Below are 14,014 nucleotides of genomic sequence, written 5' to 3' on the forward strand. Positions count from 1 at the left end.
GAAGCTGTGCATAGGACCCACACTGGGGAGACAAACGAAAAAGCCCCGGTGCGCGGAGCGCACCGGGGCCTTCTTCGTAGACGGGACTTAGAAGTCCATGCCGCCCATGCCACCGGTCGGGTCGCCCGCGGGAGCGGACGCCTTCTCCGGCTTGTCGGCGACGACGGCCTCGGTGGTGAGGAACAGCGCCGCGATCGAGGCTGCGTTCTGCAGCGCCGAGCGCGTCACCTTGACCGGGTCGGCGACGCCGGCCTTGAGCAGGTCCTCGTACACGTTGGTCGCGGCGTTGAGGCCGTGACCCGCGGGCAGGTTGGAGACCTTCTCGGCCACGACACCGGGCTCGAGACCACCGTTGAAGGCGATCTGCTTGAGCGGGGCCGACAGCGCGACGCGCACGATGTTGGCGCCGGTTGCCTCGTCACCTTCGAGCTTGAGCTCGTCCAGCGACGGGGCCGCCTGCAGCAGGGCCACGCCGCCACCGGCGACGATGCCCTCTTCGACGGCAGCCTTCGCGTTGCGAACGGCGTCCTCGATGCGGTGCTTGCGCTCCTTGAGCTCCACCTCGGTGGCAGCTCCGGCCTTGATCACCGCAACACCGCCGGCCAGCTTGGCCAGGCGCTCCTGCAGCTTCTCGCGGTCGTAGTCGGAGTCGCTGTTCTCGATCTCGGCGCGGATCTGGGCGACCCGTCCGGCGATCGCGTCGGCATCGCCGGCGCCACCGACGAGGGTGGTCTCGTCCTTGGTGATGACGACCTTGTCGGCCTTGCCGAGCAGCGCGACGTCGGCGGTCTCGAGGGACAGTCCGACCTCTTCGCTGATGACCTGGCCACCGGTGAGGATGGCGATGTCCTGCAGCATGGCCTTGCGGCGGTCACCGAAGCCGGGCGCCTTGACGGCGACGGACTTGAAGGTGCCACGGATCTTGTTGACCACCAGGGTGGAGAGAGCTTCGCCCTCGACGTCCTCGGCGATGATCAGCAACGGCTTGCCGGACTGGATGATCTTCTCCAGCAGGGGCAGCAGATCCTTGACGGTCGAGACCTTGGAGCTGACCAGGAGGATGTAGGGCTCCTCCAGGACGGCTTCCTGACGCTCGGCGTCGGTCACGAAGTAACCCGAGATGTAGCCCTTGTCGAAGCGCATGCCCTCGGTGAGCTCGAGCTGCAGGCCGAAGGTGTTGGACTCCTCGACGGTGATGACACCCTCGTTGCCGACCTTGTCCATGGCTTCGGCGATCAGATCGCCGATGGACTGGTCACCGGCGGAGATGCCGGCGGTGGCAGCGATCTGCTCCTTGGTCTCGATGGCCTTGGCCTGGGACAGCAGGGTTTCGGTGACCTTCTCGACGGCCTTCTCGATGCCGCGCTTGAGGCCGAGCGGGTTGGCGCCGGCCGCAACGTTGCGCAGACCCTCGCGCACGAGCGCCTGGGCCAGCACGGTGGCGGTGGTGGTGCCGTCGCCGGCGACGTCGTCGGTCTTCTTGGCGACTTCCTTGACCAGCTCTGCGCCGATCTTCTCGTACGGGTCCTCCAGCTCGATCTCCTTGGCGATGGACACACCATCGTTGGTGATCGTGGGGGCGCCCCACTTCTTCTCGAGGACGACGTTGCGACCCTTGGGGCCCAGCGTCACCTTTACCGCGTCGGCGAGGGCGTTGAGGCCCCGCTCGAGGCCGCGGCGGGCCTCTTCGTCATACGCAATTGTCTTGGCCATTGCGAAGTGTTCCTCCGGATTGGGGATGGCACGTATTTCGGTCGGGCTCAGTGCCCGCGACGGACGACTGGAGTGTGCGACCGCAGTAGCGGCCCCAGTCTCACCGTCCCGACCTAGCACTCGCCGATCGCGAGTGCCAACGTCATTTTTAGCACTCGACCATGGCGAGTGCAAGGCTCGTTCAGGCGCGTAAACCGTCGATGACGACGTCGACGACCCGGTTTGCGACCCCAGCGCCGTACTCCGCGTTCGACTTGCACATCACCAGCAGTGCCTTGACCTCCGGCACGCCGACGTCCGCCCGCACCGTGCCGGCCCCCCGCGCTGCTTCGAGTAGTTCTTCGAGCACGCCGAGGAACTCCTTCTCGGCACCCGTGGTGGCGGCCTCGACGTCGAAGCCGTAACTGGCCAGTGCATCGAACAACCCGTGGTCGACGGCGCTGGACCGAGACATGCCCCGCATGAATTCGTACAGCGCCTCGCCGGGCCCCTTGGTCGTGATCAACGCCCGGGCGTCCTCGACGATGCGGCGCACCCGGTCTTCGAACACGGCCTGGAAGAGAGCTTCCTTGGTCGGGAAGTGCCGGTACACCGTGCCCGCGCCGACGCCGGCACGACGGGCGATCTCGTCGATGGGGACGGCCACCCCCTCGGCGGCGAAGGTTTCGTAGGCCACTTCGAGCACCCGCGCGCGATTGCGGGCGGCGTCGGCACGCAGCGGCCGAAGGGATTCGGTCACGATGCCTCCTAAGGGTTGACAAAACGGAGTGCGCGTTCCGTATAGTCGTGGGCAACCGGAGTGCACGTTCCGCTTCGATCCTACCCAGGAGGCTGACATGAGTTGGACCACTACCGACATTCCCGACCAGACCGGACGCACCGCCGTCGTCACCGGGGCGAACACCGGCCTCGGCTACGAGACGGCAGCAGCGCTCGCCGCCAAGGGCGCCCACGTGGTGCTCGCGGTCCGCAATCTGGAGAAGGGCAAGGCCGCCGCCGACCTGATCAACCGGCGCACCCCGGGCGCCGACGTCACCCTGCAGCAGTTGGACCTCTCGTCACTCGACTCGGTCCACGACGCCTCCGATCAGCTACACGGCGCTCTCGACCACGTCGACCTCCTGGTCAACAACGCAGGGGTCATGTTCACCCCGAAGTCGACGACGAAGGACGGCTTCGAGCTTCAGTTCGGCACCAACCATCTCGGCCACTTCGCCCTCACCGGCCGGCTGCTCGACCTGCTGCTGGAGACCCCAGGCTCGCGAGTCGTCACGGTCAGCAGCATCGGCCACCGGTTCGGTCGGGTCCGCTTCGACGACCTGCAGTCCGAGCAGCGCTACAACCGCGTGGCCGCCTACGGGCTGTCGAAGCTGGCCAATCTCTTGTTCACCTACGAGCTGCAGCATCGGCTGGCCGGCACGAGCACCGTCGCCGTCGCCGCTCATCCCGGTGGCTCGAGTTCGGAGCTCGACCGCTACCTGCCCGCCCCGATCAAGATCGCCTTCGCGGCGATGTCGCAGGACACCGAGACCGGTGCCCTGCCCACGCTGCGGGCGGCAACCGACCCGACCGTCCGAGGTGGTCAGTACCTCGGCCCCGGCGGCTTCATGGAGATGCGCGGCAACCCCAAGGTCGTCACGTCCAGTCGCCGCTCGCATGACGCGGACGTGCAGCGCCGGCTGTGGACGGTGTCCGAGCAGCTGACCGGTGTGGTCTTCCCGGTCTAGCTACAGCTTGCGCAGCAGCGCCGCTGCCCGCACCTCGTCGCCGACGCTCAACGCGACGTGCACGTCGTCGCCGCGGCGGGCGTAACCGATGGTCACGTCCTCGCCGTACTGAATCGGTTTGCGGTATTCCACCACCGCCCGGTAGGGCGGGACGCAGACGTCGGGCTCCATCGCCATCACCTCGTGGATGGCGTGCCAATACGCGGTGTTGGTGACGTGCTGGAAGACGTCGACGTCGGTGCGGCGCAGGGGAAACTCCGTGGTGGCGTCGACGGTCTCCGGATCGGTCAGCCACTTGCGCCACTTGAGCCGGTGCTCGGTGGTCGTCGTGGCGAACTTCTCGATCAGGGTGTCGGAGACCCGCAGCGGGGTCATGGTCTTGGCGTTGACCGCGATCCAGAAGCCCTCCGTCTCGATGCGCCCGCCCTCGGCGCCGACGAGGTCGACGCGCATCGTGCACCACCGCGACGACAGCGCCGAACACCAGCGCCGCAGGGTCACCTCGGTGGGCAACTCGATCGGCTCGATGACGTCGATGACGGTTCGATTGACGATCCAGTGCGGGTGGGCTTCGGCCTCGCCGGAGTCGACGAGGTTCTCCGCTCCGGCCTCTTGGATATAGCGGGCCACCCCGTCCAGGCGGAGCATCAGACGGTCGTCGACGTCACCGGTGGCGACCGGCCACGACGTTTCGTAGACGTAGCCGGCGGCGGGAAGCGGGCTCAGCGGTGACTCGGCGTTGCTCATCGCGTCCTGTCTACCGGCAGCGCTGGTGGCAGTGGGTGCGGGGTGGTGCCAACCGTCCACCGGGTAGCAGACTGCTCGTGTGTCGCTGATCGTGCCGCCCTATCCCCCAGACCGCTACACCGCGGCGCAACCGGAGGTGTCCGCGTCCCTGCGGCGAGCAGACCAACCCGCCGACCACGACTCCTTCGGGCTGGTTCAGTACCACTATCTGGCCGACCAGAAGAAGACCGACGGCGACTACGGCCTGTACCGCGTCGACCTCGCCGCCAAGGCCGGCGGGCCGGGCCCGCACTTCCACCGGGCCATGTCCGAGTCGTTCTTCGTCCTGTCCGGGCGGATGCGCCTGTTCGACGGCACCGATTGGGTCGACGGCAACCAGGGTGACTACCTCTACGTGCCGCCCGGCGGGATTCACGGCTTCAGCAACGAGGCCGACGAGCCCGCGTCGATCTTGATGCTGTTCGCCCCGGGCGCCCCGCGGGAGCACTATTTCGAGGGGCTCGCCCAACTAGGCGATCTCACCGACGAGGAACGCGCGGCGTGGTTCTTCGCCAACGACAACCACTTCGTCTGAGCACTCACGACAGCGACTGACCGGCCACGGGGACGAACTGCCAGCCGGCCGCCAACATGGCCGGGATGGCGGCGGCCACCCCGGCGCCCGTACCCGCGCGGGGATGGTTCATGTGCGCGAGGACGATCGACCCCGGCGCCGCATGCGAGATTGCCGCGCTCACGGCGCCGGCCGACGCCGTCGCACCGTCGTCGGCGTTCACGGAGAAGCCCACCGGGGTGAGGCCGAGGTCGTGGACGATCTGCACGGCGACGTCGTCGTAGTGCGCGGTGCCCGTGCGGAAGAAGAAGGGTGCCTTGCCGGTCAGTGCCGTCAGCCGGGCCTGTTCGCCCGATACCTCGTCGACCACCTCGCTCGCGGACGTCGTGCCCGCGATGCCGTAGGCCGACCGCCCGGTCACCGACAGCGGGACGTGTCGCGTGCCGTGGTTGCCGATGTCGAACAGCGGGTTGGCGGCCAGCTGCTCCGTCCGACCCGGATTGGCGTCGATCCACTTGGAGCAGACGAAGAGGGTGGCGGGGACGCCGTTGCGCTCGAGGGTGTCGAGCAGCGCGTCGTCGCACGCGTGGTCGCACGCGTCGAATGTCAACGCGAGTTGACGTCCGGAGGGAACGAACGACGTCACGATTCCCGGGAGCGACATGCCCCACTGGGTGGGTCGGCGCACGAGGTCCGCGGCAGGCACGGCGTTGGGGTCCACGCCGGAGGCGGCAAACGCCGCGGGCATGCGGGCACCCGCGCCGATGACCACTGCGGCGCCGGTCAGAGCCGTCAGAAACGTCCGGCGGTTGGGCATGGGCGAACGGTAAATGGGCAGTCTGGACCCGCGTTGCCAGTGAGGTGGCAAGTCCCTGAGCGAGCCGCTCGCCCCGCACGGTGACGACACGCGCGCATCCCCGCCGGACACGCCCTGCGGGAATGCGGACGCGGAACCCCTTGCCCTAGACTGCGCTTCGATCAGTGAGGAGTCTCCGGGTGCAGGGTCATGCAGCGCCCAGCACCCAGGCGTTGCGGGGCTGGCAACGTCGGGCGATGGTGAAGTACCTGACGGCGGCGCCGCGGGACTTCCTGGCGGTGGCAACCCCTGGCGCGGGCAAGACGACCTTCGCGCTACGCATCGCCGGCGAACTGCTGGGCGACGGCACCGTCGAACGCATCACGATCGTCGTGCCGACCGAGCACCTCAAGATTCAGTGGGCCAAGGCCGCGGCCGCGCTCGGAATCTCGCTGGATCCCAAGTTCAGCAACAGCTCGGCCCAGAACTCCGACGAGTACCACGGGGTGGTGGTGACCTACGCGCAGGTGGCCAGCCATCCGGGGCGTCACCGCGTGCGCACCGAGAACCGCAAGACCCTCGTCGTATTCGACGAGATCCACCACGGGGGCGACGCCAAGAGTTGGGGCGAGGCGATCCGGGAGGCGTTCGACGACGCCACCCGCCGGCTGTCGCTGACCGGTACCCCGTTCCGCAGCGACGACAGCCCGATCCCGTTCGTCAGCTACGAGCGCGGGCCCGACGGGCTGGAGCGCTCCCGCGCGGATCACGTCTACGGCTATGCCGATGCGCTCGCCGACGGGGTCGTCCGGCCGGTCGTGTTCCTGGCCTACTCGGGTGAGTCGAGGTGGCGCGACAGCGCGGGCGAGGAGCACTCCGCACGTCTCGGTGAACCGCTCAACGCAGAGCAGACCGCCCGCGCCTGGCGCACGGTGCTGAACCCAGCTGGTGAATGGATGCCCGCAGTGATAGCCGCGGCCGACAAGCGACTACAGCAGAAGCGGCAGCACGTGCCCGACGCCGGCGGCATGATCATCGCCTCCGACCAAACGGCAGCCCGGGCCTATGCCGCGCTGCTCACCACGATCACCGGTGAGGCCCCGACGGTGGTGCTCTCCGACGACCCGGGCTCCTCGGATCGCATCACTGCGTACTCGCAGGGCACCAGCCGCTGGCTGGTCGCCGTGCGCATGGTGTCCGAGGGCGTCGACGTGCCCCGCCTCGCCGTCGGCGTCTACGCGACCAGCGCGTCCACGCCGCTGTTCTTCGCCCAGGCCATCGGCCGGTACGTCCGTTCCCGTCGTCCGGGCGAGACGGCCAGCATCTTCCTGCCGTCGGTGCCCAACCTGCTACAGCTGGCCAGCGAGATGGAGGCGCAGCGCAACCACGTACTCGGCAAGCCGCATCGCGAGTCCCAGGGCGACGAGTGGGACGAGGAATACGAAGAGAAGCAGAAGAACGAGCCGAGCGAGCTGGACAACGGCTTCGAAATGCTCGGCGCCGACGCCGAATTGGACCAGGTCATCTTCGACGGCTCGTCATTTGGGACGGCGACACCGTCAGGCAGCGACGAGGAGGCCGACTACCTCGGCATCCCCGGCCTGCTGGACTCCGCGCAGATGCGAGACCTGTTGCGGCGCAGGCAGGAAGAGCAGTTCGACAAGCGGACGGCCGCTGGCGGCACGGTCCCGGTGCGGTCCACCACCCACGGGCAGTTGCGCGACCTGCGTCGTGAACTCAACGCACTCGTGACCCTCGCGCATCACCGGACCGGCAAGCCGCACGGCTGGATTCACAACGAGCTGCGCCGCATCTGCGGCGGCCCCGTCCTGGCGGCGGCGAACTCAGAGCAGATCGCCGCGCGCATCGAGGCGGTCCGCACGCTGCGGGCCTGAGAGTCGAGCGCCAGAACTACAGCCCGAGCAGCTCGGGCAGGTCGGCCACCGAGTCGATGACGTAGTTGGGCTGCATCGCGAATTCGTCTGCCGCCCAACGGTCCAACGTGTCCTGTCGGAACTTGCCGGTCCGCACCAGCACGCCGGCCATGCCGACCACCTGGCCGGCCAGCACGTCGTTGTTCAGATCGTCGCCGACGACGTACATCTCCTCCGGTTCCACGCCGAGACGCCCCGCGGCGGCGAGGAACCCCTCCGGCGCGGGCTTGCCGACGGCGGTCGCCTTGCGGCCGGACGTCTCCTCCATGCCGATGAGGTACATGCCGGTGTCGACCCGCAGACCGTCGGCGGTGTTCCAGGCGGTGCTGCGGTGCATCGCCACCACGGGCACACCCTTGGCCATCCAGTCGTAGACCCGGCTCAGCGTGACGTGGTCGTACTCCGATCCCGCACCGCCGAGCAGGACGACGTCGGGAGTGTCGGCGTCGTTCCCGCTCATCTCGTCGGGGTGGACGATGTCGATACCGTGCATGTCCTCGGCGATCCGACCGCTGTTGACCAGGAAGCATCGGGCCTCCGGATAGCGGTCCCGGACGTAGTTGGCGGTCAACACGGCCGCGGTGATGACCTCGTCGGCGCTGACTTCCATGCCGGCGTCGGTCAGCAACTCGGCGATCTGAGCGCGCGTCTTGGTGGTGGTGTTGGTGAGGTACGCCCTGGCGATCTGATGGTCGGCGAGCACGCGCAGCGTGTCCGCCGCCCCGGCGATGGGCTCCCAGGAGGTCACCAAGACGCCATCGATGTCGAACAGCACTCCACCGATAGCCATGGTGCCGAGGTTAAACGGCAAACGAGTCAGCGCAACTCGGGCCCCGCTGATCGGCGGCCCAGTCGTTCTCGGCGAGCCATGGTGACGCCGACGCCGCCACCGACCACGCGAGCTCGGCGGGCACGTCGAGCACCCGGTATCCCTTCACCCCCGCGGCGGTGGCCGCCACCAAAGTCGCCACGCCCGCGCGCCGCTGAAAGAACGTTTGGCGCACCGTCCACCCGATGATGCCCGCCGCGTCGATGCAGTCGCGGCGACGTTCCAGGCTGCCCGCCCGGGCCACCAGCCAGCCGTCCCCGGCGCGGTGTCCCAGGGCCCGCGACCGGTCGGCGGCGAGCAACCCGGCCACCACCACGGCCAGCCCCCACGCCAGCCACGCCGTCGGCGGCATCGCCACGACGAACGTCACCCCCACCATGGCGAGGCCCAGAATGGCGGGAAACGCCAGCGCGCGGGTCCACCGCCTGCGCGTCGCGCTCCGACCGTGCCGTCGCAGCTCACCGCCCACGACGTCGGGACGCCCGATCAGCTCGGTCAGCACGCCCCGGGCCGTCGCCGCCGGACACGGTGGCAGCAGCAGCGACGCCTCGCCCGCGCCGTCGACCCCGGTCATCACCGCGTCGAGGCGGGCGCCGCCGAACAGTCGCACCAGCAGGGGTTCGCGAATCGTGCCGCCGCGCAACCGGCGCATGTCGAAGGTGCTCTCGCGCGCTCGCAGCAGACCGTGTTCGAGGTGGAGGACACCGGCACCGTCGTGGTCCTCGCGACGCGACAACACCAGGTTGCCGAACGTCACCAGGGAGCGCACGACGGACAGCACCACCGAGACCACGAGGAGCGCGACGACGCCGACCGCCACAGTCACCACCACCCCGAACCGTTCGGCGGCGTCGACTCCCTGGCGCGCCAAGGTCGAATCGCGAAGGGCCACGGCCGCTCCTGTCTAGTACACCAGACCGACGGCGGCGACGATCATCGCCAGCCCGGTGAAGCTCAGCGGGCTGTAGCGCAGCCACGACGGCTGCCACCTGGCGATCACCCGGTTCGGTGGCGGCACCATCTCTGAAACGGGTCCCAGTGAGTCGGCCAGCAGAACCGCCCGCAACGCCGGCACGTCGGCCGACCGCACCGCGTCGAGGGTGAACTCCGCCTCCCCCTTGACCTCCCGGCCGGTGCTGACCTTGACCACGGTCAACCCGAGCAGACGGTGCAGCAGCCGGGCATCGGTCGAGACCGAGCGAATTCTGTTGCGCGGCAACGAGGAAACCGTACGCTGCAGCACTCCCTCGCGGCGCTGGATCTGTTCGCCGTCGATGCGGTAGGTAGTGGTGAACCAGCGCGCCACGCCGAACACGACGAGCAGCACCAGCACTGCGGCCGACCACTTCTGGTTGCCGGTCGCCGAGCCGAGCACCACCGTGCCGATCAGGAGCGGCAATTGCCGCAGCAGCTCGTGCGCGGGGTGGACCAGCAGCATGCGGGGGCTGAGCCGGCGCCACTGGACGTCTGGCGAGGTCATGTGGCGTCGCGGTCGCCGATCGCGGCGACGTCGGTCAGCTGGGCGACGATCCGGTCGGCGACCTCGGAGTCGAGCGCGACGATGCGCACCGCCCCGGCCGAGGACGCGGTCGTCACGGTCACGTTGGCCAGTCCGAAGATTCGGTCGAGTGGGCCGCGGTGGACGTCGACGGTCTGCACGCGGGAGATCGGGGCGATGCGGCGCTCCTGCACCAGCCAGCCCGTCCTGGTGAACACCGCCGGCGTCGCCGAACCCAGGGAGACGTCCCAACGGTGCACGCGGTAGCGCCACAGGGGTGCCACCACCACGAACGTCACCATCCCGACCGCGGTGAGCGCCGCCGCCGCGGCGTGCAGCCAGCCGGGAGTACGCGGGTCGACGACGAACCACGCCACCTGCGCGGCCGCGAGCACCGTCCACGGGATCGCCGCCGCCAGCGCCCACACCATCGGCGCCTTGCGGCTCGGTGGGTTGGCGGGGTCGACGAGGGTCACCATCGCCTGTGAGTATGGTCTGCCCATGAGCTCGCATGCCAAGTGGACGGCCGCCGACGTACCCGATCAGAGCGGCCGTGTCGCGGTCGTGACCGGCTCCAACACGGGTCTGGGATATGAGACGGCGCTGGTGCTCGCGACCCGCGGCGCACACGTCGTGATGGCGGTCCGCGACGTCGACAAGGGCAAGGCCGCGGCGGCCCGGTTGCAGGGTCAGGTGCCGCGTGCCGACGTCACCGTGCAGCGGCTCGACGTCGGTTCGCTGGACTCGGTCCGAGCGGTGGCCGACGAGATCAAGGGCGCCTATCCCCGGATCGACCTGCTGATCAACAACGCCGGAGTGATGTACCCGCCGAAACAGCTGACCCCGGACGGTTACGAGCTGCAGTTCGGGACCAATCACCTCGGCCCGTTCGCGCTGACCGGCCTCCTGCTGGAGAACCTGCTTCCCGTCGAGGGATCCCGCGTGGTGGCGGTGGCCAGCATCGCGCACACCATTCAGGCCGCCATTCACTTCGACGATCTGCAGTGGGAGCGCAAGTACAACCGCGTCGCCGCCTACGGACAGTCGAAGCTGGCCAACCTGATGTTCACCTACGAACTGAACCGGCGGCTCGCGGCGAAGGACGAGGCGACGATCGCCGTGGCCGCGCATCCCGGCATCTCCAACACCGAACTGATGCGGCACATCCCCGGTTCCAGCCTGCCTGGTTTCAGTGCCCTCGCCGGGCTGGTCACCAACAGCCCCGCGATGGGCGCGCTGGCCACGCTGCGGGCCGCCACCGACCTCGGCGTCCGCGGCGCGCAGTATTACGGGCCAGACGGCATCCGCGAACTACGCGGACACCCCAAGCGGGTCGAGTCGAGCAAGCAGTCCCACGACCAGGACGTCCAGGGCCGACTGTGGACGGTGTCCGAGAAGCTCACCGGCGTCACGTATCCGGTATGAGGTCCGTCGACGAACACCAGAGGGTCGTCGCCGGGTTGATCACCGCACGCCCCCCGGTCGACGTCGTCGTCGGGGACGCGCTGGGCCTGGTCCTGGCCGCCGACGTCGTGGCGCCGCTCGCCCTCCCCGGCTTCGACAATTCGGCGATGGACGGCTACGCCGTGGTCGCCGAGGACGTCGCCGACGCCACCGAGGATCACCCCGTGAGACTTCCGGTGGCAGAGGACATTCCGGCCGGCCGCACCGACGCGCTGGTTCTCGCGCCCGGCACTGCACACCGGATCATGACCGGTGCGCCGCTGCCCACCGGCGCGACGGCGGTCGTCCCCGTCGAGGCCACCGACGGGTCGACGGACACCGTGTCGATCCGCACGAGCGTGACGCCCGGACAGCACCTGCGCCGTGCCGGTGAGGACGTCACCGCCGGCACGACGGTGCTGCATGCCGGGCAGGTGCTCACTCCCGCCGCCCTCGGGCTCGCCGCCGCCCTGGGGCTTGCTTCGGTGAGAGTCGTTCCGCGGCAACGTGTTCTGGTGATGTCGACGGGGTCGGAACTGGTGGCCCCCGGCACGCCGCTGCAGCCCGGTCAGATCTACGAGTCCAACGCCGTCATGCTCGCGGCCGCCGTGCGAGACGCCGGTGCCGACGTGGTGACCTCGTCGATGACCGAGGACGACGTCGACCTGTTCCGCGCCGAGTTGCACGAGCATGCCCGCGAGGCCGATCTGGTGATCACCACCGGCGGCGTCAGCGCCGGCGCCTACGAGGTGGTCAAGGATTCCCTCGGCGAGGAGGTCGAGTTCGTCAAGGTGGCGATGCAGCCGGGCATGCCGCAGGGTTCGGGCGTCGTGTGGGGCACGCCGATCATCACGCTGCCGGGCAACCCGGTCAGCGCCCTGGTGTCGTTCGAGGTCTTCATCCGCACGCCGCTGCGCGCCGCCATGGGGTTGCCGCATCCCCATCGGCCTCGGCTCTCGGTGACGCTGTCGGAGTCGTTGACGTCGCCGCGCGGCAAGCGTCAGTTTCGGCGTGGCGTGCTGGGGGCCGACCAGCAGTCGGTCACCAGCTACGGCCCGCCCGCGTCGCATCACCTGCGCTGGCTGGCGTCGGCGGACTGCCTGCTCGAGATCGGCGAGGACGTCGCCGAACTGTCGGCCGGTTCACAGGTGCAGGTATGGGATCTGACCTGACCACGTAGAATTCGAACTCTCATGGCCAGACCCGCGAGACCCGCCGATGCCGCCAACGACTCCGAGATCGCCCGCTTCGTTGAGCTGGTCCGTTCCACCGTCCCCCCCATTCACGCCGCCGGCCTGCCGTTCATCGCAGGTGGGCTTGGCGTGGCCGCCGTCGGTCGCAAGCACCGGTGGCTGCGCACTGCGGGCCTGACCGCCGCAAGCGCGTGTGCGTTGTTCTTCCGGCATCCGCCGCGGGTGCCGCCGACCCGGCCGGGCGTCGTCGTCGCCCCCGCCGACGGGCTCGTCACCCTGATCGAGGGAGTCCGCCCGCCCGCCGAACTCGGCATGCCCGACGTGCCGATGACCAGGATCAGCATCTTCCTGTCGATCTTCGACGCCCACGTGCAGCGGGCCCCCGTCGCGGGCGAGGTCGTGACCGTCAAGTACCGGCCCGGCCAGTTCCAGTCCGCCGACAAGGACTCGGCCAGCGAGCTCAACGAGTGCAACGCGGTGTGGTTCCGCACCGTCGAGGGCGTCGACGTGGCTGCCGTGCAGATCGCCGGCCTGATCGCGCGCCGCATCGTCTGCTCGGTGCACCCCCGCGACAAGGTGGCACTCGGCGAGACCTACGGACTGATCCGCTTCGGGTCGCGCCTGGATACCTACGTCCCCGCGGACTCCCGCGTGGCGGTCGAGTTGGGCCAGCGGGCCATCGGCGGCGAAACGGTCCTCGCGGAGCTGGCGTGAATCGGCCCAAGGGCCAACCCGCCCGCGGTCTTCGCATCCTGCCGAGCGCCACGACGGTGCTGGCCATCTGCGCCGGACTCACCTCGATCAAGTTCGCCCTCGACGGAAAGCCGTGGATCTCGCTGGCGCTCATCGGCGCGGCTGCCATCCTCGACGGCATCGACGGCGGCATCGCGCGTGCCCTCAACGCCCAGTCGCGGATGGGCGCCGAGATCGACTCGCTGGCCGACGCGGTGAACTTCGGCGTCGCCCCGGCCCTGGTGGTCTACCTGACGCTGCTGCCCAACTCCCAGCTCGGCTGGATCTTCGTGCTTCTGTACGCCGTCTGCGTGGTGCTGCGGCTGGCCCGGTTCAACGCCCTGCTCGACGACGACACCCAGCCCGCCTACACCCGCCAGTTCTTCACGGGCATGCCCGCGCCGTGCGGCGCCGTCGGAGCGATTGGCCCGTTGGTGGCGTTCATGCAGTTCGGGCACGGCTGGTGGACGTCGCACTGGTTCGTCTGCGCGTGGCTGGCGGCCAACGCGGCCCTTCTGGTCAGCCGCGTGCCCACGCTGGCGCTGAAGGCCATCTCGGTACCCGAGAACGCCGCGCCCATCCTGCTGATCCTGGTCGCGGCGGCCGCGGCGGGACTGTTGCTGTTCCCGTACGTGCTGGTGCTGCTGATCATCGCCGGATACGTCGCCGTCATGCCGTTCACCATCCGCAGTCAGCGTTGGGTGGCGGCGCGTCCGGAGGCCTGGGACACCAAACCCGAACAGCGCCGGGCGGTTCGCCGCGCGGCGCGGCGTGCCGCGCCCAACCGGCGCTCGGTGGCGCGGCTCGGGCTGCGCAAGCCCGGCTCGCGGGGCTGACGGTGAGCGATCT

At 69.3% G+C, this 14,014-nt stretch carries 13 protein-coding genes and 1 pseudogene; 7 read left to right on the forward strand and 7 right to left on the reverse strand.

Annotated features, from left to right (window positions below):
* Nucleotides 1-87 precede the first annotated feature (87 nt).
* Nucleotides 88-1,713 (reverse strand): chaperonin GroEL, encoded by a 1,626-nt coding sequence (gene groL, locus ABZ195_RS14665; RefSeq protein WP_355218831.1) that lies wholly within the window; start codon nucleotides 1,711-1,713, stop codon nucleotides 88-90.
* A 181-nt stretch (nucleotides 1,714-1,894) separates the two neighbouring features.
* A complete protein-coding gene (locus tag ABZ195_RS14670) occupies nucleotides 1,895-2,452 on the reverse strand; it encodes a helix-turn-helix domain-containing protein (protein ID WP_355218833.1) in 558 nt (185 codons plus the stop codon).
* A gap of 97 nt (nucleotides 2,453-2,549) precedes the next feature.
* Between ABZ195_RS14670 and ABZ195_RS14675 the strand changes: the two genes are divergently transcribed.
* Nucleotides 2,550-3,440, forward strand: a complete 891-nt coding sequence (locus ABZ195_RS14675; RefSeq protein WP_355218835.1) for an SDR family NAD(P)-dependent oxidoreductase — start codon at nucleotides 2,550-2,552, stop codon at nucleotides 3,438-3,440.
* Here the strand turns inward: ABZ195_RS14675 and ABZ195_RS14680 are convergent, their stop codons facing one another.
* Entirely contained in the window at nucleotides 3,441-4,187 is a 747-nt protein-coding gene (locus ABZ195_RS14680) for an acyl-ACP thioesterase domain-containing protein (RefSeq protein WP_355218837.1), read from the reverse strand. It lies immediately after the preceding gene.
* Nucleotides 4,188-4,266: 79 nt separating this feature from the next.
* Here ABZ195_RS14680 and ABZ195_RS14685 point away from each other — a divergent pair, with 79 nt between their 5' ends.
* A complete protein-coding gene (locus tag ABZ195_RS14685) occupies nucleotides 4,267-4,761 on the forward strand; it encodes a cupin domain-containing protein (RefSeq protein WP_355218839.1) in 495 nt (164 codons plus the stop codon).
* Nucleotides 4,762-4,765: 4 nt separating this feature from the next.
* Here ABZ195_RS14685 and ABZ195_RS14690 read toward each other — a convergent pair whose 3' ends face one another.
* On the reverse strand, nucleotides 4,766-5,557 hold the full coding sequence (locus ABZ195_RS14690) for a polysaccharide deacetylase family protein (protein WP_355218841.1): 792 nt from the start codon (nucleotides 5,555-5,557) through the stop codon (nucleotides 4,766-4,768).
* 179 nt (nucleotides 5,558-5,736) lie between these two features.
* Here ABZ195_RS14690 and ABZ195_RS14695 point away from each other — a divergent pair, with 179 nt between their 5' ends.
* The gene (locus ABZ195_RS14695) at nucleotides 5,737-7,431 is read left to right on the forward strand and encodes a DEAD/DEAH box helicase (protein WP_355218843.1); all 1,695 of its coding nucleotides are present in this window, start codon (nucleotides 5,737-5,739) and stop codon (nucleotides 7,429-7,431) included.
* Nucleotides 7,432-7,447: 16 nt separating this feature from the next.
* Here ABZ195_RS14695 and ABZ195_RS14700 read toward each other — a convergent pair whose 3' ends face one another.
* The 3 genes and pseudogenes from ABZ195_RS14700 to ABZ195_RS14710 form a co-directional block, all read right to left on the reverse strand.
* Nucleotides 7,448-8,260, reverse strand: a complete 813-nt coding sequence (locus ABZ195_RS14700; RefSeq protein WP_355218845.1) for an HAD-IIA family hydrolase — start codon at nucleotides 8,258-8,260, stop codon at nucleotides 7,448-7,450.
* 10 nt (nucleotides 8,261-8,270) lie between these two features.
* Nucleotides 8,271-9,779: pseudogene (locus ABZ195_RS14705) on the reverse strand (PH domain-containing protein).
* Entirely contained in the window at nucleotides 9,776-10,276 is a 501-nt protein-coding gene (locus ABZ195_RS14710) for a PH domain-containing protein (RefSeq protein WP_355218847.1), read from the reverse strand. The pseudogene ABZ195_RS14705 and the gene ABZ195_RS14710 overlap by 4 nt, the downstream one beginning before the upstream one ends.
* Nucleotides 10,277-10,298: 22 nt before the next feature.
* On the opposite strand from ABZ195_RS14710, the gene ABZ195_RS14715 reads away from it, so the two are divergent.
* The 4 genes from ABZ195_RS14715 to ABZ195_RS14730 are packed head-to-tail and all read left to right on the forward strand — an operon-like array spanning nucleotide 10,299 to nucleotide 14,001.
* Nucleotides 10,299-11,222, forward strand: a complete 924-nt coding sequence (locus ABZ195_RS14715; protein ID WP_355218849.1) for an SDR family NAD(P)-dependent oxidoreductase — start codon at nucleotides 10,299-10,301, stop codon at nucleotides 11,220-11,222.
* Nucleotides 11,219-12,412: a gephyrin-like molybdotransferase Glp gene (glp, locus tag ABZ195_RS14720; protein ID WP_355218851.1), complete on the forward strand. Its 1,194-nt coding sequence runs from the start codon at nucleotides 11,219-11,221 to the stop codon at nucleotides 12,410-12,412. Before ABZ195_RS14715 ends, glp begins: the two co-directional genes overlap by 4 nt.
* Before the next feature lie 21 nt (nucleotides 12,413-12,433).
* Nucleotides 12,434-13,147 (forward strand): phosphatidylserine decarboxylase, encoded by a 714-nt coding sequence (locus ABZ195_RS14725; protein WP_355218853.1) that lies wholly within the window; start codon nucleotides 12,434-12,436, stop codon nucleotides 13,145-13,147.
* Nucleotides 13,144-14,001, forward strand: coding sequence for a phosphatidylcholine/phosphatidylserine synthase (locus ABZ195_RS14730; RefSeq protein WP_355218855.1), 858 nt, complete (start codon nucleotides 13,144-13,146; stop codon nucleotides 13,999-14,001). The genes ABZ195_RS14725 and ABZ195_RS14730 overlap by 4 nt, the downstream gene beginning before the upstream one ends.
* Nucleotides 14,002-14,014: the final 13 nt, after the last annotated feature.

The sequence above is a fragment of the Mycobacterium sp. NPDC006124 genome, assembly GCF_040614235.1.
Classification (GTDB): domain Bacteria; phylum Actinomycetota; class Actinomycetes; order Mycobacteriales; family Mycobacteriaceae; genus Mycobacterium.